A 19,625-nucleotide genomic window follows, 5' to 3' on the forward strand; every position below is an offset into this window, starting at 1 on the left:
TGCTTTTTCATGGTCTCGCCCTCGCTGCCGTTGGCTTCTTAGAACGCCACCGTGGCACTGTGATGCCTCGGCGGGGGCGAGTCCATCGATTACAGAGGGCAGTCACAGGCCTCAGACCGGCAGTGCCATGTAGAACTGGGTCCCCTGCCCCGGTCGGGAAAACACGCCCATGCGCCCGCCGTGCAACTGCACGATTTCTTTGCACAATGCCAGCCCCAGCCCCGCGCCGCCTTTCTTGCGCCCTACCTGCACGAAGGGCTCGAAGATGCGCCCCTGTTGCCCATAGGCAATGCCCTCTCCGTTGTCCTCGACACTGATGATCACCCGCTCCGCATGCCGTCGTGCATGCAAGCGGATACGCCCGCCGCTGGCGGTATGGCGGATGGCGTTGTGCAACAGGTTGTCCAGCACCCGGTCGAGTTGGGAGACGTCGGCCTGGATACGCGGCAGCGGCGGCTCCAGCTCCGTGATCAGCTCGATCTGCTTGTTTACCGCCGGCTCGGCAAAGCGCTGTTGTGCACGCTCCAGCAATTCGTCGATGGCGCAGGGAGCCAGCTCGAGCTTCTGCATCCCGCTCTGGTAGCGGCTGAAGTTGAGCAGATCGTTGATCAACTGGGTCAGGCGCTGCATTTCCTCGCCGATGGTTTCCAGCAGGTCATGTTCGCGCGCCTCGGGCGGAAACTTGAGCCGCTCGCGCAACAGGCCGAAGGCCATGTGCATGCCGGTCACCGGGGTGCGCAGTTCGTGGGAAGCACGCAGCACGAATTCGCTGCGCACGCGTTCGAAGGCTCGCTGCTCGGTTACATCGTGCAGCACCATCACCGCGCCCAGGATCGGCCCTTGCGGGTGGCTGACCGGAGTCAGGCTGTAGGAGAGCAGGCGCGTTTCGTCATCGACCTCCATGTTCAGGTCGTCCGGCTGGCGGTCGAGGTTGCCGCCGCGCAGTACCTGGCGTAGCTGCTGCTCCAGCTCCGGGCGCTGCAGGGCTTCGGCCAGGCTGCTGCCCACGCGGCTATCGGTCCAGCCCAGCTGGCGCTGCGCCACCGGGTTGAGGTGCTCCAGCCGGCCTTGGCGGTCGATGATCAGCAGGCCATCGTCAATGCTGTCCAGCACCGCCTGCAAGCGTTGCTGGCCGGCCAGCAGTTCATCGACGTTGGTGGCCTGGTGCTTGCGCAAGGCATCGGCCATCAGGCCGAAGCGGCGGGTCAGCTGGTTCAGTTCGGTGGCTTGGGTGACCGGCAGGGTTACGTCGAAATTACCCTTGCCGAGTTGGTCGGCCGCTATGGCCAAGGCTTCGATCGGCTGGCCGAAGCGCCGGGCAATGTTGTGCGCGGTGATGAAGCCCAGTACCAGCACCACCAAGCCCATCAGGCCAAGTACGCCGCTGACCAGCAAGGCGTGGTCGCGGGTGTGCTCCTCGCTGCGGGTGATGTGCTCCAAGGCCTGCTTGTGGGAATCGATCAGGTCGGTGCGGACCTGGTTGAACGCGGCCCCCAGTGGTTGTTCAACCCCCATGCTGCGCGAAGGCGCCGGGCTGTCGCGGTAGGCCTGGAGGAAAGCCTGGTAATTGCTGCTGGCCTTGCTGAAGCCGGTGCGCTCGCCACCTTGGTCCAGCCCTTGGTTGAGCAGGGTCTGGAAGTTGTCCTGCAGCAGCCGCAGGTTTTCCGGGGCGGTCTCGTCATCGAGCATCAGGGTCAACTGTTCGCCAAGGTTCTGGCGCAACTTCAGCCCAATTTCCAGGGCGTGGGTGGTATCGCGCACCAGTCGCTGTTGCACCGTGGCCATTTGCAGCACGCTGACCAAGCCCAGCAGCAGCCCGAGCAGGGCCACGGTGACCAGCGCCGAAATGCTGAGGAAAAGCCGCGTGCGCAGCTTCATGGGCGGCCACCTCATAGGTTGTACTGCTTGCGCTTGCGGTACAGGGTGGAGGCATCGATCCCCAGGGTCTTGGCGGCTTGGTCCAGGGTGTCGCTTGCGGCCAGCACCGCACCGATGTGGGCGCGTTCCAGCTCATCCAGGCTCAGCGCGGCGCCAACCCGCGGGGCATTGCCTGCGGGCTGCTCGCCCATGCCCAGGTGGCTGATTTCCACGCGTTCCTGCGGGCAGATGATGCTGGCCCGCTCCACCACGTTGCGTAATTCGCGAATGTTGCCGGGCCAGCGGTAGTTGAGCAGGGCCGTACGGGCTTCGTCACTGAAGCCCCGGGCAGGCCGGGAGTATTCCTTGACGAAGCGGGCGAGAAAGCGGTCGGCCAAGGTCAGGATGTCTTCACTGCGCTCGCGCAGGGGCGGCAGGTGCAGGGTGATGACGTTCAGGCGATACAGCAGGTCTTCGCGGAAGCGGCTTTCACGCACCATCTCTTCGAGGTTGAGGTTGGTGGCGGCGAGAATCCGCACATCGGCGCGACGGGTGACCGGGTCGCCGACGCGCTCGTATTCCTTGTCCTGGATGAAGCGCAGCAGTTTGGGCTGCAAGGTCAGTGGGAAATCGCCGATCTCGTCGAGGAACAGCGTGCCCCCATCAGCCTGGTTGACTCGCCCCAGGGTGCTTTCGCTGGCACCGGTGAAGGCGCCGCGGGTGTGACCGAATAGCTCGCTTTCCATCAGCTCGGCGTTCAGTGACGGGCAGTTGATGGTCACGCAGGATTTGCGCGCGCGCTTGCTCCAGCCGTGGATGGCCCGGGCCAGCTCACCTTTACCTGTGCCCGACTCGCCAAGGATGAGGATGTTGGCGTCGGTGGTAGCGACCTGGCGGGCGGTTTCCAGTACCGCCATCATGGCCGGGCTGTGCGAGTCGAGGCCGTCCTTGGGTTTGCGCACTTCACCTTCCAGGGCCTCCAGGCGCGCGGAAAGCTGGCGCACTTCCAACTGCTTGGAGGTAGCCAGGCGCAGCTGGTCGGGGCTGCACGGTTTGACCAGGTAATCGGCGGCGCCGGCCTGGATCGCGTCTACCGCCGTATCGATCGCCGAGTGTGCGGTGACGATCACTACCCGCATCCAGGGGGCCTGGATACGCATCTGCGCCAGCACATCGAGGCCGTTGTCCTCGCCCAGGCGCAAATCGAGGAAGCACAGGTCGAATACCTGGCGCTGCAGCAGGGCTTCGGCCTGAGCAGCGCTGTTGGCCGTTGCCACGCTATAGCCCTCGTCCTCCAGGCAGTAGCGGAAGGTGCGCAGGATCGCGGACTCGTCATCCACCAGCAGAATGCGGCCTTGGTTGTCCTGGGCTGACTCCATGTGCTGCGCTCCTTTAGGAAAGATCTTCATTTAGTGTGGGAAAAATCGGGCAAGTTGCATGGTCCATTGTGAAGGAACCTGTCCTTTGCATGCTAGCCAATGGCCAATCAACGCCTGGAAGGCCGCGATATCCCGATGATTTCCTTAGAGGTCCGCGGTGGCACATTGGTTGCGAGGATTTTTAGCTTTTGCTCTACAAAAGGAGGCACTGCCATGTCCTTTTCCATTCGCACCGCCGTGTTGGCAACCACCCTGCTGCCGATGTTCACCCCGGCATTCGCCGGCCCGGTGCAGGACGCCCGCCTGGAGGGGGCCCTGCAAACTGCCCTGTCGCTGAACCGCATGCTCGACCCGTTCCGTATCCAGGTCGAGGTGGACGGCAAGCAGGCGCGGCTTTCCGGTGAGGTGGAGAACGACGTCGAACGCCAGCTGGCCGAGCATGTGGCGCTGGCTACCCGTGGCATCGAGCAAGTCGACAACCAGCTGCGGGTCAATGCCCAGCTGGTGGAGCGCCCGCTGGCGCTGCGTGCCTATGCCCAGCGCCTGGAGGATGCCACCCTGGCCGCGGTGATCCGTGCGCGGCTGCTATGGAGCCGTACCACCGAGAAGGCGTCTATAGATGTACAGAGCAGCGAAGGTGTGGTGACCCTGCGCGGCAAGGTCGACAGTGCCGAGGCCAAGGAGCTGGCCGGCGTGGTGGCGCGTACCACCGAGGGTGTGCACCTGGTCAACAACCTGGTCAGCCTCGATAGCGCCGCCATGGCCAAGGCCAGGGAAACCCCGGTGGGGACGCCGGCTGGGCCGCAACCGAGCGACAGCTGGATCATCGACAAGATCCAGAACAGCTACCGCTTCAGCCGTAACCTCGATGGCCTGAACCTGAAAGTGGCCAGCGAGGAGGGTTTGGTGCGGCTTTCGGGCGAGGTGGTCAGCAGCGAGCAGAAAACCATTGCTGTGGAAATCGCCCGGCAGATCATCGGCGTGCGCGGGGTGGATGCCGACCTGCTCAAGGTGGCGACCAAGGTCGAGGGCTGATCGTGCAATTCGCACGACGGTCCGGGCGGCATCGTGCAGGATACGTCCTTGCCGGTTTTGCAGGATTCACATAACTATATGATTTAAATGAATTTTATTTGATTTGTAAGGCTGGCATGCAGGCTGCAATTACCTGTTCAGGTTTGAACAAGAATTACAGCAGGAGGAGCCGGCATGACCCGCCAATCCGTCAACCGCTTGCAGAGCGCTGCACTGCCCCTGAGCCAGGTGCTTTCACTCGGCCTGGCGCTGTTGCTGACCTTGGCCGCTGGCCTCTTCTATTACAGCTGGCAGACCGCGCGCCTGACCGAGCAAGTGGCGGCGCAGACCGCCCTGTTGACGCAGATTCAGGCAACCCGTGCCAATACCTTGATCAAGGCCGCCGACCCGCTTCCAACTGGCCAGGCCACCGCGTCACCGGCCACCCTGGAAAGGCTCGTACCCCAGGACCGCTGGGTGTTCTGACCGCTGGCCGTAACGATTTCAAAAAAGAAAGGAGAACCACCATGCTGAGTTGGGCTATCACTTTCCTCATCATCGCCATTGTCGCCGCCGTACTGGGCTTCGGTGGTATCGCGGGCGCTGCCACCGGTATCGCGAAGATTCTGTTCATTGTCTTCCTGGTGCTGTTCGTAGCCTCCTTCTTCTTTGGACGTGGACGAGGTTGAAGATGGGCAGGAAGCGTTGGACATCCCTGGCTGCCGCCCTGTTACTGGGCGGCAGTGCGGCGGCGATGGCGGCCAATGACGGCCAGGTCCGGGTCGACCAGCTGCTCGGCTCGGACCCGGAGTACCGGGAAACCTGGCAGGACACGATTGAAGGCGAGGAACGTCTGCCTGATTGGGTGGTCAATCTGACCGGCAGTGCCCAGCAGCAGATGTCTGCCGTTACCGAAGACGGCGACAAGTACCTGGTCGGCCCATTGTGCGAACGCCAGGACAACTGCACCTACAAGCGCCTGATCGTGGCGTTCAGCTGGGACAAGGACGATGCCTACGGGATGCTCGTGGAGGTACCCGAAGGTTTGCCGAGCGACAAGTCGCCCACCCGTCACGCGCAGTACCGCTGGCTGGGTAAGCCGGACGACGGCATGCAGGCGATGCTGCAGGAGCAGCTCAAGCGTGACCCGAACTGGTACTGAGCATTTGCACCCGGTACGGAGGAAAGGTCATGCACTGTCACGAAATAGAAGCTGAACCTTTCTATATTTTCAGCCTTCTATGATGCGCCGCCCCGAGGAGGGGCTGCACATGACCAAGGGGCCGGGCTGTTCTGATTGTTGCAGGATCGGAGTGGCCTAGGGGTACAGGGAGTGCCTCCAGCAATGGGCCGGGTCAGGAAAGGCGGAATCGGAAGTTTCAGGTCGGCGATGCCATAGGGGCATCTGACCAGACCTGACTTCCGAGGAGCCATGTAGGAAACGTCTCTTCCCTGCGCGATTTTCTCTTCGAGACACATTTTGTCTCGACCGTACATCAATTTTTTTTCGATCAGCCTGGCGCTTGTTCAAGTGACATTTCGGCCATTCGGATTGTCGAACAAGCCATCGCCCCTGTCCTTTTTACCCTGCCAAATCTGCCTAAATATGGCGGTTTGGTCTTGTTCGGGATTCCGAACGTTGTAAATCAAGCACTTGCGAACCTCCCGTTGTGGTCAAAAATGTTATGCATAAACGGCATGGGGTATGCGCTTCCGGCATTAGATTTCCCCCTTTGCCATCGCAATAGTTGCCGCCTTTTTCGCCGGCCCGAGCGCCCTGTCGCTCGCCTGCGGTGTCCTTACATGAAGGTGCCGGACGGAAGCATCTGCTGCTCGTGACCTAGCCAACGGCTCTGTTACGCGCGTTTCCGTTGGGTGCCCATGACCACTAGAACAAAGGGTAAAGACATGAAGAAGGCAAAACTGAGCCTCGCCTGGCAGATCGTCATCGGTCTGGTCCTGGGTGTTGCAATCGGCGCGCTACTGAATCATTTCAGTGCAGAAAAGGCATGGTGGATCAGCAACGTCCTCCAGCCCGCTGGTGACATCTTCATTCGCCTGATCAAGATGATCGTCGTCCCGATCGTGATTTCGTCGCTGATCGTGGGTATCGCCGGGGTTGGCGACGCGAAGAAACTGGGCAGCATCGGCCTGAAGACCATCATCTACTTCGAAGTGGTGACCACCATCGCCATCGTCGTGGGCCTGGTGTTGGCCAACCTGTTCCACCCGGGCGCCGGCATCGACATGAGCACCCTGGGTACCGTGGACATCTCCAAGTACCAGGCTACCGCGGCCGAAGTGCAGCATGAGCACGCGTTCATCGAAACCCTGCTGAACCTGATCCCGTCGAACATCTTCGCAGCGCTGATGCGTGGCGAAATGCTGCCGATCATCTTCTTCTCGGTGATGTTCGGCCTGGGCCTGTCGAGCCTGCAGGCAGAGCTGCGCGACCCGCTGGTGCGTACCTTCCAGGCGGTTTCCGAGACCATGTTCAAGGTCACCCACATGATCATGAACTACGCCCCTATCGGCGTGTTCGCCCTGATCGCCGTGACCGTCGCCAACTTCGGTTTCAGCTCGCTGCTGCCGCTGGCCAAGCTGGTGCTGCTGGTGTACTTCGCCATCGCCTTCTTCGCCTTCATGGTGCTGGGCCTGGTTGCCCGCCTGTTCGGTTTCTCGGTGATCAAGATCATGCGCATCATGAAAGATGAGCTGATCCTCGCCTACTCCACCTCCAGCTCGGAGACCGTGCTGCCGCGCGTGATCGAGAAGATGGAGAAGTACGGTGCACCGAAGTCGATCTGCTCGTTCGTGGTACCGACCGGCTACTCGTTCAACCTCGACGGCTCGACCCTGTACCAGAGCATCGCGGCCATCTTCATTGCCCAGCTGTATGGTATCGACCTGTCCTGGAGCCAGCAGCTGCTGCTGGTGCTGACCCTGATGGTCACTTCCAAGGGTATCGCTGGCGTACCGGGTGTTTCCTTCGTGGTGCTGCTGGCCACCCTGGGCAGCGTGGGCATCCCGCTGGAAGGCCTGGCCTTCATCGCCGGTGTCGACCGCATCATGGACATGGCCCGTACCGCCTTGAACGTTGTGGGTAACGCCCTGGCAGCCCTGGTCATCGCTCGCTGGGAGGGTATGTACGACGCCGCCAAGGGCGAGAAGTACTACGCCTCGCTGATGGCCGGCAAGCAGGAAGCGGCCATGGTTGGCGAAGCTGCCAAGCGCTGAGCCTGATGAGCTGAACAAAAAGCCCCGACCTGTCGGGGCTTTTTGTTGCCTGTGAGATCTTGGGGCCGCTTTGCGGCCCCTTTCGCGACGCAAGGCCGCTCCCACAATGGCCGGCGTACACCGACCTCTGTGGGAGCGGCCTTGTGTCGCGATACGAGGGCGCAGCCCTCGCCTGCGGTCTCCAGCCTTACGCCCCGATACGCTATCATTCGGGCATTTTTCAGGGGGAACACACGGATGCTCAACGGCCTTTGGCTTGGCTTTTTCCTGGTGGCGGCAGTGTCCGCCCTGGCCCAATGGCTGGTAGGCGGCAACGCCGGCATCTTCGCGGCGATGGTCGAGAGCATCTTTGCCATGGCCAAGCTGTCGGTCGAGGTGATGGTGCTGCTGTTCGGCACGCTGACCCTGTGGCTGGGCTTTCTCAAGATCGCCGAGAAGGCTGGCATCGTCGAGTGGCTGGCCAAGGTGCTCGGCCCGCTGTTTGCCCGGCTGATGCCGGAAGTTCCGCCCGGCCACCCGGCCCTGGGCCTGATCACCATGAACTTCGCCGCCAACGGCCTGGGCCTGGACAACGCCGCCACGCCGATCGGCCTGAAGGCCATGCGCGCACTGCAGGAGCTGAACCCCAGCAGCACCACGGCGAGCAACGCGCAGATCCTGTTCCTGGTGCTCAACGCCTCGTCGCTGACGCTGCTGCCGGTGACCATCTTCATGTACCGGGCCCAGCAAGGCGCGGCGGACCCGACCATGGTGTTCCTGCCCATCCTGTTGGCCACCAGCGTCTCGACCCTGGTCGGCCTGCTGTCGGTGGCGGTGATGCAGCGCCTGCGCCTGTGGGACCCGGTAGTTCTCGCCTACCTGATCCCCGGTGCATTGCTGCTGGGCGGCTTCATGGCCTTTCTCGGCACCCTCTCGGCAGCCGCGCTGGCCAGCCTGTCGTCGATCCTGGGCAACCTCACGTTGTTTGGCGTGATCATCCTGTTCCTGGTGATCGGCGCCTTGAAGCGGGTGAAGGTGTATGAAGCCTTTGTCGAAGGCGCCAAGGAAGGCTTCGATGTGGCCAAGGGCCTGTTGCCTTACCTGGTGGCGATGCTGGTGGCGGTGGGTGTATTGCGGGCCTCAGGCGCCCTGGAGCTGGCCTTGGACGGCATTCGCCATGCGGTGACCTGGCTGGGCCTGGACACCCGCTTCGTCGAAGGCCTGCCCACGGCACTGGTCAAGCCGTTCTCCGGCAGTGCGGCGCGGGCGATGCTGATCGAGACCATGCAGACCCACGGTGTGGACAGCTTCCCGGCGCTGGTAGCGGCGACGATTCAGGGGAGTACCGAAACCACCTTCTACGTGCTGGCGGTTTACTTTGGTGCGGTGGGTATCCAGCGCGTGCGCCATGCCGTCGGTTGCGCATTGCTGGCGGAGTTGTCCGGTGTGATCGCGGCGATCTTCGTCTGCTACTGGTTCTTCGCCTGACGCGGACCGTTGTGGGAGCGGCCTTGCGTCGCGAAAGGGCCGCACAGCGGCCCCAGGATTTCGGCGCTCATGCAAGAATGCCCGGGGCCGCTTCGCGGCCCTTTCGCGACACAAGGCCGCTCCCACAAAAAGCAGGCAGGGTTCAGTGAGCAGGAACGCTGGCTGCTTGCGCAATGGTCCAACTCACCACCTGCCCGGTCAGCTGGTCGCAGGCCTTCCCGAAGCCGGCAACCACCGCTGACACCTGCTTGTCGGCCAGCGGCTGGCGGATTTCGAAGCGTTTGCTGGCCAGAATGCGTTGGCTGCGGCCCTGAACCAGACGTGCGTCATAGCGGATCACCACCTCCACCGCCCCACCCGCGCGGTATTCGGTCTGGAACGCCTGCAGCTCGCCAGCCAGCTCGTAGTCGGCCTGCAGGTTGCTATCGTCGGCGCTAAGGCGCTGTACCTGGCCGTCACGCTGGAAACCGTCGAGCAGGCGGTTGCGCAGCAGCACCGGTACTGCGTCGCTCCAGCGCGCGCCTTTGTAGCTGCTGACCACATCGCCCTGGGGAATTACGGCAATCCGCGGCCCGGCCAACACTTCGCTGGCCAGCGGCTTGTTCAGGCGTAATGACCAGTCCAGCGCCGGCGCCGTCCGGCCGGGCTGGTTCACCGGCAGACGGTACAGGTCGACGGGCTCGCTCTGCGGCAGGATCGAGCAGGCACTGGCCAGGCTCAGTGCGGCCGCCAGGGCCAGCAGGCGCAGCGACGGTTTCATGGTTGGAACTCCTTGTTGTTGTCGCGGCCGAGCAGGTAGCCGCTAGGGTCGGCCTCCAGTTGCCGGGAAATGCCTTTGAGTGCGTTGAGGGTTTCGCGCAGCTCGCGAATCGCCGGGGTCAGCTGGTTCAGGCCCTGGGCACCGTCGCCGATGGCTTCGCGGTTGTCCTCGAGCAGGCGGTTGATGGTGGCGGTGCTCTCGGCCAGTGACTGCATGGCCTGCTCGGCGCTGCCGATTGCCTGCTTGCCTTCGCTGCCCAGCAGGCCGTTGGCATTGCGCATCAGTGCCTGGGTTTCGGCCAGGGTGGCGCTGGCCTGCTTGCCCACCTGCACCAGTTGTTCGATGGCCTGGGTGATGCTGCCGTGCTGGCCAGCGAAGGCGCCGGTGGTCTTGTCGAGGTTGGACAGGGTGTTGCTGAGGTGGTCGATGTTGTCCTCGGAAAACATCTGGTTGGCGTTGTGCAGCAGCAGGTTGATGTTGGTCACCAGGTCGCTGCTGTCATTGAGCAGGCGCGAGATTGGCGAGGGCGATGCGATGATCACCGGCAGCTTGCCGTCCTTGCCTTTCAGCTCGGGGCTTTGTGGGGTGCCCCCGCTGAGCTGGATGAACGAGTTGCCGGTCACGCCGGCCAGGGTCAGCTTGGCCTGGGTGTCTTCCTTCACCGGGGTGTCAGCGCTCAGGCGCACCCGTGCCAGTACCCGGCGCGGGTCTTTCGGGTCCAGGCGCAGGGTGGACACGTCGCCTACCTTGATGCCGTTGTACTGCACCGGGCTGCCACGGGACAGGCCGGAGACGGCTTCGTTGAATACCACTTCGTAGTCCTTGAAGGCGTCGTCGACACTGGACTTGGCCAGCCACAGGCCGAACAGCATGGCACCGGCCACCACCAGGACGGTGACCAGGCCGATAAGAACGTGATGGGCTCGGGTTTCCATTGCTCAGCGCTCCTGCCCGGCACGGGTGGCGGCCTGCTCGGCTGCGCGCCCGCGTGGGCCATGAAAGTATTCTTGAATCCAGGCGTCGTTGGTCTGCTCGACCTCGGCCAGTGGGCCGGCCACCAGGACCTTCTTCTGCGACAGCACGGCGATGCGGTCGGTAATGGTGTACAGGGTGTCGAGGTCGTGGGTGATGAGGAACACCGACAGGCCCAGGGCGTCACGCAGGGTCAGGATCAACTGGTCGAAGGCGGCGGCGCCGATCGGGTCCAGGCCAGCGGTGGGTTCGTCGAGGAACAGGATGTCCGGGTCAAGTGCCAGGGCACGGGCCAGCGCGGCGCGCTTGATCATGCCCCCCGACAGCGAGGCCGGGTACTTGTCGGCGGCCGAGATCGGCAGCCCGGCCAGGGCCAGCTTCACTCCGGCCAGGTGCTCGGCATCGGCGCGGGACAGCCCGGCGTGCTCGATCAGCGGCAACGCCACGTTTTCGGTGACGGTCAGCGAAGAGAACAGCGCGCCCTTCTGGAACAGCACGCCGAAGCGCCGCTCGACCAGTGAGCGCTGCTCTTCGCGCAGGCCGGCCAGGTCCTGGCCGAACACCTTGATCTGCCCTTCGTCGGGCCGCCGCAGGCCGACGATGCTGCGCAGCAGCACCGACTTGCCGCTGCCCGAGCCGCCGACCACGGCGAGGATCTCGCCGCGATACAGGTCGAGGTCGAGGTTTTCGTGCACGCTCTGGCGGCCGAAGCGGTTGCAGATGCCGCGGGCCTCGATCACGCGTTCCTGGCCACTCACCAGCCCATCTCCATGAAGAACAGTGCGGCCACCGCATCCAGCACGATGACCACGAATATCGACTGCACCACCGCCGAGGTAGTGTGTGCGCCCACCGATTCGGCGCTACCGCTGACCTTGAAGCCTTCCAGGCAGCCGATGGCGGCGATCAGGAAGGCGAAGAACGGTGCCTTGGCCAGGCCGACCAGGAAGTGCTGTACGCCGATGTCGCTTTGCAGCAGCGACAGGAACATGGCTGGCGAGATGTCCAGTGACAGCGCGCACACCACCGCACCGCCGACGATGCCGCAGATCATCGCGATGAAGGTCAGCAAGGGCAGCGAAATCAACAGCGCCAGTACGCGCGGTACCACCAGCATCTCCATGGGGTTCAGGCCAAGGGTGCGGATGGCATCGATTTCCTCGTTGGCCTTCATCGAGCCGATCTGCGCGGTGAACGCGCTGGCGGTGCGGCCGGCCATGAGGATAGCGGTGAGCAGCACGGCGAACTCGCGCAGGAACGAGAATGCCACCAGGTCGACGGTGAAGATGGTCGCACCGAAATCGGCCAGCACCGTGGCGCCGAGGAAGGCCACCACCGCGCCCACCAGGAAGGTCAGCAGGGCGACGATGGGCGCGGCGTCCAGGCCGGTCTGTTCGATGTGCGCCACGACCGGGGTGAAGCGCCAACGATGAGGTTGCAGGGCGCGGCGCAGCAGGGTTTCGAGGATGAGGCCAACGAAGCCGAGCACCTGCATGGTGTCTTGCCACAAGGTACCGACGGCGCAGCCGATGCGTTCCAGCAGCAACAGCAGCACGTTACGCTCGGGCTCCTTGACCGGGATGCAGTAGTCCTGCACCGAGCAGTAGACGTTCTTGAGCAGGGCGCGGCTGGCTTCGGGCAGGCCGTGGGTGCAGCGCGACAGGCGCTCGGAGCCGAGCAGTTCGGCCAGCAGCGAGGCACCGGCGGTATCCAGGCGGCCCAGTTGGCTGAGGTCGGCGACGGTATCGGCAGCGTATTGGGCGCGCAGGTGCTCGCTCTCACGCTTGAGGCTGGCGTAGTGCGCCAGGGTCCAGTCACCGGTAATGCGCAGGCAGGCTGGTTGGCTACTGGTGTCCAGGGTGGCGCTGGGGGTGGTCATCGGCTCCATGCTACTGACTCGGCGCTAAGGCTTAGGGCCTGATCATAGCGCAGCGTGCATGGGCTGTTTGGTGATTATGTGCTGTGCGCGTATCTGCAGCAGGGACCTGTAGGAGCAGCCTTGTGCTGCGAAGGGGCCGCAAGCGCCGACTGGAATGGTCTGGCTGTACCGGCCCTTTCGCAGCACAAGGCTGCTCCTACACAGGGATTGCGCAAGGCAGGGATAACTACCCAGCCGGCGCGTCATCGACCACCTTGAAGCGCAGCACGCCGATGACCTGCCCATCTTCGGTCAGTACCCTCACCTGCCACTTGCCCACCGGGTTCGGCGGGAAGTTCTGCTTGTGGGTCCAGGCCCGGTAGCCTTCCTTGCGCCCGCCGTGGATGTCCAAGGCAATGCGGTCGACTTCCTGGCCGTCCTTTTGCCACACATGGTAGATCCGCTCGTTCAGGCCGCGTGGCGCGTTGATCGCGGTGTAGGCGTACAGGCCGCTGCTACGGATGCGGCTGGCGGCAATTTCGTGCAGCGAATCGCCCGGCTGGCGGTTCAGCACTTCGGTGCTGACCGCCACTTCGGTCATCCACAGGGTCGCTGGCGGCACCCAGGAACGCAGCAGCCAGCCCCCGCCGCCGACCGACAGGGTGACCAGCACCAGGGCCACGGCGCGGCGCCAGTTGTTGATCGGGAAGCTGCTGGCCAGGCTGGGGAACGACAGGGCCATGGCTGCAATCAGGGCCAGCTTGAAGCTTTGCGCTGTGGTCAGGTGCAGGATGATCGGCAGCGCGGTCAGCAGGGCGGCGAACAGGGTCAGGGTATGCAGCGCCAGGAACAGCCAGCGCCGCGGTGCCAGCCACTTGTAGTACAGCGGGTCGATGATCGAAATCAGCCCAGCGGCACCGAGCAGGCCGGTGAACACCAGTTGGCCGCTGTTCCAGGTGGTGGTGATGAAGAAGAACGGCAGTACGAAGAACAGTGATTCCTGGTGGATCATCTGCGTCGCGTAGCGCAGCAATGGCTGCGGTATTTCGCGGTTGAAGGTGCGCGCGAACAGGCCGGTGAGGGTGTTTTCCAGCATCAGCCAGAGCCAGCTGACCAGCATGAGCACAGCTACCCAGCTGGCCAGGCCAGCCTGACGATCGACCAAGATGAAACTGCCGATGCCGGAGAGGAAACCACCGAGCGCGATGATGCCGGGGTAGCGTTTGAGCAGTTCGATGATGCGCTGGACGATGTGGGGGATTTGGGGCATTGGGGGCTACAACAGAAAGGATATGGTGGCTGTGCCGGCCTCTTCGCGGGTGAACCCGCTCCTACAGGGACCGCGTTGCGATACCCTTGAAGGGGCCGGTACTGGCAAAAGGATACCGTCGTTTCACTGCTCGCGTGTAGCACCGCTCGGTTTTTCCGGACCATGCCGACGCCAGCGCAACAGCCCCGCTGCCAGGATCAGCCCCAACAGCAAGGCAACCAGCCCGTAGAGCTCATCATAGCCAAGCAATGGTTTCTCGATACGCACATAGCCATCTTCCTTGAGCAGTTCCTTCAGCGCCTCGTTGGCCTGCGCCAGGCTGACCTGGCGCAGCTTGCGCACCGGGTTGACGAAACGCCCGTCGCTATAGTCGTTCAGCGCGCCCCAGTAGTAGTCGGCCAAGGCACTGTTGCCCTGGGTGCTCCAGCTTTCCTTGGCGACGCTGGCGTACTTGATGCGCTCGAAGGTATCCGGGTCGAGGCCTTCCTTGCGCAGGTGGTCGAACAATTTCTGCATCACCTCGACCGCCTGGTCGATATCATCGCGCTCCAGGTCGGCATTGAGGCTTAGCAGGCCGGTGTCGCCGAAGCTTTCGCGTTTTGCCGAAGGGCCGTAGGACAACCCGTTGCGCAGGCGCAGCTGGTCGTACAGCGCCCAGTCCAGGTAGTGCGACAGCAGGTCGAGGGTGGCCTGGTGGTCGTTGTCCAGCACCGGCTCGACGAACAGCCAGTGCAGCTTGACGCTGTCGCCCAGCCAGCCGCGGGTCAGGTCGCGGCGCTGTGCAGCTTGCTGGCCAATGCTTTCCAGGGTGCGGCGCTCCTCCGGCTCGGTGGCGGGCAGTTCGCCAAAGGTGCGCTCCAGGTAGGCCGGCAGCAGGCGGTCGAGGCCGCCGACCACGATCAGGGTCATGTTGTTAGCCGCGTACCAGCGGTCACGCAAGGTGTTCACCTGCTCCAGGGTCATGTCGTCAAGGTTGGAGCGCTCCGGGCATTTCAGGCCCAGCTCGGTGGCCAGCTGGTCACTGGCGGGGTGGCCGATGTCCTGCCGGTCGAGCCAGCGCTGCAGGTGGCCATAGTGGCCGCCATCCTCGCGCTCGATGATGCGCTTGGCGGTGGCCAGGGCCTTGGCATCGATGCGGGTGTCGTGGATCACCGCCAGCAGCAGGTCGAGGATTTTGCGCTGATTGCGCGCCGGGGCTTCGATGACGAAGGTGGTGTCGGCGCTGCTGGTGTAGGCATTCCACTCGCCGCCCAGCGATTGCAGGCGCTCTTCCAGGCCGCCCTCGCCGGTTTCGTCGATGCCGCTGAACAGCAGGTGTTCGAGCAGGTGCGGCAGCTCTTTCTGCTCGCAATTGAAGTCATCCAGGCCGACGCCGACCACCAGGCGAATCGCCACATGGTCACGTTCATAACCGTTTTTCAGGATGACCTGCAGGCCGTTGGGCAACAGGTAACCTTCAACCCGCGAGCGGTCGAGGGCGAATGAGGGCAGGCTGCAGATCAGCAGGCAAACGAACATCAGGCAACGCATGGGCGAGCTTGGGTCCTCAGGTAGGCGAAATCACGGCAGACGGGCTTCGTCCGGCACGCTGTCGAGCATCAGCCCGCCCGTGTCCGAGCCGCCCAGTACCACATAGGCACTGCTACAGAACAAAGAGTTCAACCGTTTCATGTCGGCGATCAGCTCCAAGTGTAGCGAACTGGTCTCGATACTTTGCACTACCTTGCGCTGCAAGCGGCTGACATGGGCGTGGGCAAGGCGCCGTTCCTGGGCGCGAAAACGGCGTTTTTCCCGCAGCAGCAAGCGGGCGCTTTCCGGGTCGGCACTGAGGAACACCGACAAGCCCAGGCGCAGGTTGGCCAGCAGCTGTTCCTGCAAGCCGGTCAGCTCTTCCAGGCCCACCTGGGAGAACTCCCGGCGTTGGCTGGTTTTCTGCTGTTGGACCTTGCGCAGCATGCGCTCGATCAGGTCGCAGGCCAGCTTGAGGTTGATCGCCAGTTCGATGATTTCTGCCCAGCGGCGGTTGTCTTGTTCGCTGAGGTCTTCACGCGACATCTGCGCCAGATACAGCTTGATCGCACTGTACAAGGCTTCGGCGTCCTCGCCGAGGGCGCGAACCTGCTGCGGCAAGGCGGCCTGGGTACCGCGCAGGGCACCGAGCATGGCTTCGAGCAGGCTGTCGACGATATCGCCCAGGCGCAGGGTTTCGCGGGAGGCGTTGGCCAGGGCCAGGCTGGGTGTTTCCAGCGCCGAGGTGTCGAGATGGCGCGGGCGAATCTGGCCGTTGCCGTTTTCCCGTTCGGGCAGCAGGGTGTTGCACAGCCGGCCCATGGGTTTGACCGTGGGCAGCATGATCAGGCAACGCAGCGTGTTGTAGAGCAGGTGGAAGCCGATGACCAGCTCCTGTGGGCTGAAGCTCAGTGAGTCCATCCAGCCCACCAGCGGGTGCAACACGGGGATGATCAGCAGCAGACCGATCAGCTTGTACAGCAGGCTGCCCAAAGCCACCCGGCGTCCGGCGGCGTTTTGCATGCTGGTGCTGATGAAGGCCAGCAGCCCGCTACCGATGTTGGCGCCCACCACCAGGCCGATGGCCACCGGCAGGCTGATCACTTCGGCACCGGCCAGCGTTGCGGTGAGCAGCACGGCCGCCAGGCTGGAATAGGAAATCATGGCGAACAGAGCGCCGACCAAGGCGTCGAGCATGATGTCACCGGTCAGCGAGGCGAACAGCACCTTCACGCCTTGGGCGTGGGTAATCGGCGTAGCTGCCTGCACGATCAGCTCCAATGCCAGGATGATCAGGCCAAGCCCGATGCCTACCCTGCCCAGCTGGCCGGCCCTCGTCTGTTTGCGTGAGAGGAAGAAGATAACACCCAGGAAGATCAGCAGCGGCGACAGCCAGGACAGGTCCAGGGTCAGCACCCGGGCCATCAGCGCGGTACCCACGTCGGCGCCGAGCATGATTGCCAAGGCCGGGGTCATGGCCATCAGGCCCTGGCCGACGAACGAGGTGACGAGCATGGCGGTGGCGTTGCTGCTTTGCACCATGGCCGTGACCAGAATGCCGGCGACGAACGCCAGCGGGCGTTTGCTCATGTTGTGGCTGATGATGCGCCGCAGGCTCGAGCCGAATACCCGAAGGATGCCGGTACGCACGATGTGGGTGCCCCAGACCAGAAGCGTAACGGCCGAGAGCAGGTTGAGCAGGGTCAGCATGGCGACGGCCCCCTGTTGCATTGGCCCAGAGGGCCAAGAGACGAAGCGTGAGCGTTTGAAGAATTTTCAGTGCTCACTCAAAGCTTTAGTTGTTTTGCGGAGCTGTCGCCAGCTTCGCATGGCTGCCATTTATTTGAAACACACTGGAAATGAATGATTGCCTGTGCCGGCCTCTTCGCGGGCACGCCCGCTCCCACAGATACCACACCACCCTCAGGGCCTGTGATATCCCTGTGGGAGCGGGCGTGCCCGCGAAGAGGCCAGTACAGCAAATGGCAGAATTCAGTAATCCGGGCATGAAAAAGGGCCCAGCGAAGGGCCCTTTGTGTCCTGCACTTCCTGATCTTATTGACCCGGAATGTCCTTGCGCAGTTTCACCGGTTCATGGTCTTTGCCGTTCTTGCGGGCCAAGGCAGTGCGCATGCGGATGTTGATGGCTTCCACCGCCAGCGAGAACGCCATGGCGAAGTAGACGTAGCCCTTTGGTACATGCACGTCGAAAGCTTCGGCGATCAGCACGGTACCGACCACGATCAGGAACGACAGTGCGAGCATCTTCAGCGACGGGTGCTTGTCGATGAAGTCGCTGATGGTGCCGGCGCACAGCATCATCACCAGCACGGCGACGATGATCGCGGCGATCATCACCGGTACGTGGGACACCATGCCCACCGCAGTGATCACCGAGTCCAGCGAGAACACGATGTCGATGATGGCGATCTGGATGATGGTGTAGAAGAACTTGCCACCCGCGCCTTTCGGCTCTTCCGGGTTCTCGTCTTCGCCTTCCAGGCCGTGGTAGATCTCTTGCGAGCTTTTCCACAGCAGGAACAGGCCACCAAAGAACAGGATCAGGTCTCGGCCGGAGATGCCCTGGCCCAGGACCACGAACAGGTCGGCGGTAAGGCGCATGACCCAGGTGATCGACAGCAGCAGCATGATACGGGTGACCATGGCCAGGGCCAGACCGAAGATCCGGGTGCGCGGCTGCATGTGCTTGGGCATGCGGCTGACCAGAATCGAGATCATGATGATGTTGTCGATACCGAGGACGATCTCAAGCGCGGTAAGGGTGAAAAAGGCAACCCAGATTTCCGGGCTGGTCAGCCATTCCATGTGTTTTCCTTCGAACGGTAAAGGCGACGCGCCCGGATCAGGGCGCGTCGCGTTAGGGAAATACGCGTTTATTAAAGACTACTGAACAGCGGGAAAATGCCCATCAGCAGCGCGGCGAGCATTATGCACAGGCACACCAGCACTGCCCACTTCAAGGTGAAGCGCTGATGATCGCCGAACTCGATGCCGGCCAGGGCCACCAGCAGGTAGGTGGAGGGTACCAAGGGGCTGAGCAGGTGTACCGGCTGCCCGACGATCGACGCACGGGCCATTTCCACCGGGCTGATGCCGTAGTGGCTGGCAGCTTCGGCCAGCACCGGGAGCACGCCGTAGTAGAACGCGTCGTTGGACATGAAGAAGGTGAACGGCATGCTCACGATCGCGGTGATCACCGCCAGGTATGGGCCCAGCGCCTCGGGGATGACCGACAGCAGGCTCTTGGACATGGCGTCGACCATACCGGTGCCCGACAGGATGCCGGTGAAGATGCCGGCGGCAAAGATCAGCCCGGTGACCGCCAGCACGCTGCCGGCGTGGGCGGCGATGCGGTCTTTCTGCTGCTGCAGGCACGGGTAGTTGACGATCATGGCGATGCTGAAGGCGATCATGAACAGTACTGGCAGCGGCAGCACGCCGGCAATCAGCGCGACCATCAGGGCAGCGGTCAGGGCGCCGTTGAAGTACAGCAGTTTTGGCCGGCGCGCGTCCGGGTACTGCGAAACAGTGATTTCGCTGTGGTCGATGTCGTCGGTGGGCAGGTGCAACTCGCCCAGGCGGGCACGTTCGCGCTTGCCGTACATGTAGGCGATGGCCAGGATCGCCAGCACGCCGAACAGCATGGCCGGGATCATCGGCACGAAGATGTCCGACGGGTCCACGTGCAGGGCGCTGGCGGCGCGGGCGGTCGGGCCACCCCAGGGGGTCATGTTCATCACCCCGCCGGCGAGAATGATCAGGCCGGCCATGATCCGCGGGCTCATGCCCAGGCGGCTGTACATCGGCAGCATGGCGGCGCAGCAGATCATGTAGGTGGTGGCGCCGTCACCGTCGAGCGAGACCACCAGGGCCAGTACTGCGGTGCCGACGGAGACTTTCAGCGGGTCACCCTTGACCAGCTTGAGGATCTTGCGCACGGCCGGGTCGAACAGGCCGGAGTCGATCATCAGGGCGAAATAGAGGATGGCGAACATCAGCATCACGCCGGTAGGTGCGAGCTTGCTGATGCCCTCGAGCATCATCGGGCCAATCTTGGCGGAAAAACCGCCGAACAGGGCGAACAGGATCGGTACCAGGATCAGCGCGATCAAGGCCGACAGGCGCTTGGTCATGATCAGGTACATGAAGGTGATGACCATGGCAAAGCCGAGGAAGGTCAGCATGGCAATACTCCAGGCGTGGCGCGGCGAAAGGAACGTCGATTCGGGCGGATCAGCGCGTTTGGCGCTGTGCTGGGAGCATGCGGAGGGGGGCTACGGA

The 19,625-nt window shown here is 63.2% G+C and carries 17 protein-coding genes; 6 read left to right on the top strand and 11 right to left on the bottom strand.

Annotated elements, in window-relative coordinates; translation table 11 throughout:
- Positions 1-111: 111 nt before the first annotated feature.
- Complete coding sequence (locus ABIB24_RS25975; RefSeq protein ID WP_354317608.1) at positions 112-1,893, bottom strand: KinB sensor domain-containing domain; 1,782 nt, start codon at positions 1,891-1,893, stop codon at positions 112-114.
- Positions 1,890-3,236 (bottom strand): sigma-54-dependent response regulator transcription factor AlgB, encoded by a 1,347-nt coding sequence (gene algB, locus ABIB24_RS25980; RefSeq protein WP_025337231.1) that lies wholly within the window; start codon positions 3,234-3,236, stop codon positions 1,890-1,892. Before algB ends, ABIB24_RS25975 begins: the two co-directional genes overlap by 4 nt.
- A 213-nt stretch (positions 3,237-3,449) precedes the next feature.
- Here algB and ABIB24_RS25985 point away from each other — a divergent pair, with 213 nt between their 5' ends.
- The 6 genes from ABIB24_RS25985 (at position 3,450) to ABIB24_RS26010 (ending at position 8,954) form a co-directional block, all read left to right on the top strand.
- Positions 3,450-4,271 carry a BON domain-containing protein gene (locus ABIB24_RS25985; RefSeq protein WP_289514940.1) on the top strand — a complete coding sequence of 274 codons (822 nt, stop codon included), beginning with the start codon at positions 3,450-3,452 and terminating at the stop codon, positions 4,269-4,271.
- Between the two features lie 174 nt (positions 4,272-4,445).
- A complete protein-coding gene (locus tag ABIB24_RS25990) occupies positions 4,446-4,736 on the top strand; it encodes a hypothetical protein (RefSeq protein WP_286918397.1) in 291 nt (96 codons plus the stop codon).
- Positions 4,737-4,777: 41 nt separating this feature from the next.
- A complete protein-coding gene (locus tag ABIB24_RS25995; RefSeq protein WP_003252966.1) occupies positions 4,778-4,939 on the top strand; it encodes a DUF1328 domain-containing protein in 162 nt (53 codons plus the stop codon).
- 2 nt (positions 4,940-4,941) lie between these two features.
- Complete coding sequence (locus tag ABIB24_RS26000) at positions 4,942-5,412, top strand: inhibitor of vertebrate lysozyme family protein (protein ID WP_354317612.1); 471 nt, start codon at positions 4,942-4,944, stop codon at positions 5,410-5,412.
- Positions 5,413-6,158: 746 nt separating this feature from the next.
- Positions 6,159-7,487, top strand: a complete 1,329-nt coding sequence (gene gltP, locus ABIB24_RS26005) for a glutamate/aspartate:proton symporter GltP (RefSeq protein ID WP_025337235.1) — start codon at positions 6,159-6,161, stop codon at positions 7,485-7,487.
- 237 nt (positions 7,488-7,724) lie between these two features.
- Complete coding sequence (locus tag ABIB24_RS26010) at positions 7,725-8,954, top strand: spore maturation protein (protein WP_085619011.1); 1,230 nt, start codon at positions 7,725-7,727, stop codon at positions 8,952-8,954.
- A gap of 142 nt (positions 8,955-9,096) precedes the next feature.
- Here the strand turns inward: ABIB24_RS26010 and ABIB24_RS26015 are convergent, their stop codons facing one another.
- The 9 genes from ABIB24_RS26015 to ABIB24_RS26055 form a co-directional block, all read right to left on the bottom strand.
- On the bottom strand, positions 9,097-9,714 hold the full coding sequence (locus ABIB24_RS26015) for an ABC-type transport auxiliary lipoprotein family protein (protein WP_137162722.1): 618 nt from the start codon (positions 9,712-9,714) through the stop codon (positions 9,097-9,099).
- Positions 9,711-10,649, bottom strand: coding sequence for an MlaD family protein (locus ABIB24_RS26020; RefSeq protein WP_025337238.1), 939 nt, complete (start codon positions 10,647-10,649; stop codon positions 9,711-9,713). Before ABIB24_RS26020 ends, ABIB24_RS26015 begins: the two co-directional genes overlap by 4 nt.
- 3 nt (positions 10,650-10,652) lie before the next feature.
- Positions 10,653-11,444, bottom strand: a complete 792-nt coding sequence (locus tag ABIB24_RS26025) for an ABC transporter ATP-binding protein (protein WP_015268492.1) — start codon at positions 11,442-11,444, stop codon at positions 10,653-10,655.
- On the bottom strand, positions 11,441-12,574 hold the full coding sequence (locus ABIB24_RS26030; RefSeq protein WP_289514943.1) for an ABC transporter permease: 1,134 nt from the start codon (positions 12,572-12,574) through the stop codon (positions 11,441-11,443). Before ABIB24_RS26030 ends, ABIB24_RS26025 begins: the two co-directional genes overlap by 4 nt.
- A gap of 217 nt (positions 12,575-12,791) precedes the next feature.
- Positions 12,792-13,814 (bottom strand): DUF5924 family protein, encoded by a 1,023-nt coding sequence (locus tag ABIB24_RS26035; RefSeq protein ID WP_015268494.1) that lies wholly within the window; start codon positions 13,812-13,814, stop codon positions 12,792-12,794.
- A 123-nt stretch (positions 13,815-13,937) separates the two neighbouring features.
- The gene (locus tag ABIB24_RS26040; protein ID WP_274079000.1) at positions 13,938-15,344 is read right to left on the bottom strand and encodes a M16 family metallopeptidase; all 1,407 of its coding nucleotides are present in this window, start codon (positions 15,342-15,344) and stop codon (positions 13,938-13,940) included.
- Positions 15,345-15,374: 30 nt separating this feature from the next.
- Positions 15,375-17,033, bottom strand: a complete 1,659-nt coding sequence (locus tag ABIB24_RS26045; RefSeq protein WP_274079001.1) for a Na/Pi cotransporter family protein — start codon at positions 17,031-17,033, stop codon at positions 15,375-15,377.
- A gap of 345 nt (positions 17,034-17,378) precedes the next feature.
- The gene (locus ABIB24_RS26050) at positions 17,379-18,149 is read right to left on the bottom strand and encodes a TerC family protein (RefSeq protein WP_137162727.1); all 771 of its coding nucleotides are present in this window, start codon (positions 18,147-18,149) and stop codon (positions 17,379-17,381) included.
- A gap of 71 nt (positions 18,150-18,220) precedes the next feature.
- Positions 18,221-19,528 carry a CitMHS family transporter gene (locus ABIB24_RS26055; protein ID WP_015268498.1) on the bottom strand — a complete coding sequence of 436 codons (1,308 nt, stop codon included), beginning with the start codon at positions 19,526-19,528 and terminating at the stop codon, positions 18,221-18,223.
- Between the last annotated feature and the right edge of the window lie 97 nt (positions 19,529-19,625).

It is taken from the genome of Pseudomonas sp. UYEF17 (assembly GCF_040546125.1).
Taxonomy (GTDB): Bacteria; Pseudomonadota; Gammaproteobacteria; order Pseudomonadales; family Pseudomonadaceae; genus Aquipseudomonas; species Aquipseudomonas putida_Z.

Excerpts from the sequence above, each read along its gene's own strand:
- ABIB24_RS25975 (WP_354317608.1), bottom strand. The coding sequence starts at position 1,893 with ATGAGGTGGCCGCCCATGAAGCTGCGCACGCGGCTTTTCCTCAGCATT.
- ABIB24_RS25985 (WP_289514940.1), top strand. The coding sequence starts at position 3,450 with ATGTCCTTTTCCATTCGCACCGCCGTGTTGGCAACCACCCTGCTGCCG.
- ABIB24_RS26030 (WP_289514943.1), bottom strand. The coding sequence starts at position 12,574 with ATGGAGCCGATGACCACCCCCAGCGCCACCCTGGACACCAGTAGCCAA.
- ABIB24_RS26045 (WP_274079001.1), bottom strand. The coding sequence starts at position 17,033 with ATGCTGACCCTGCTCAACCTGCTCTCGGCCGTTACGCTTCTGGTCTGG.
- ABIB24_RS26010 (WP_085619011.1), top strand. The coding sequence starts at position 7,725 with ATGCTCAACGGCCTTTGGCTTGGCTTTTTCCTGGTGGCGGCAGTGTCC.
- ABIB24_RS26015 (WP_137162722.1), bottom strand. The coding sequence starts at position 9,714 with ATGAAACCGTCGCTGCGCCTGCTGGCCCTGGCGGCCGCACTGAGCCTG.
- ABIB24_RS26055 (WP_015268498.1), bottom strand. The coding sequence starts at position 19,528 with ATGCTGACCTTCCTCGGCTTTGCCATGGTCATCACCTTCATGTACCTG.
- ABIB24_RS25995 (WP_003252966.1), top strand. The coding sequence starts at position 4,778 with ATGCTGAGTTGGGCTATCACTTTCCTCATCATCGCCATTGTCGCCGCC.
- ABIB24_RS26040 (WP_274079000.1), bottom strand. The coding sequence starts at position 15,344 with ATGCGTTGCCTGATGTTCGTTTGCCTGCTGATCTGCAGCCTGCCCTCA.
- ABIB24_RS26050 (WP_137162727.1), bottom strand. The coding sequence starts at position 18,149 with ATGGAATGGCTGACCAGCCCGGAAATCTGGGTTGCCTTTTTCACCCTT.
- ABIB24_RS26035 (WP_015268494.1), bottom strand. The coding sequence starts at position 13,814 with ATGCCCCAAATCCCCCACATCGTCCAGCGCATCATCGAACTGCTCAAA.
- algB (WP_025337231.1), bottom strand. The coding sequence starts at position 3,236 with ATGGAGTCAGCCCAGGACAACCAAGGCCGCATTCTGCTGGTGGATGAC.
- ABIB24_RS26000 (WP_354317612.1), top strand. The coding sequence starts at position 4,942 with ATGGGCAGGAAGCGTTGGACATCCCTGGCTGCCGCCCTGTTACTGGGC.
- gltP (WP_025337235.1), top strand. The coding sequence starts at position 6,159 with ATGAAGAAGGCAAAACTGAGCCTCGCCTGGCAGATCGTCATCGGTCTG.
- ABIB24_RS26020 (WP_025337238.1), bottom strand. The coding sequence starts at position 10,649 with ATGGAAACCCGAGCCCATCACGTTCTTATCGGCCTGGTCACCGTCCTG.
- ABIB24_RS25990 (WP_286918397.1), top strand. The coding sequence starts at position 4,446 with ATGACCCGCCAATCCGTCAACCGCTTGCAGAGCGCTGCACTGCCCCTG.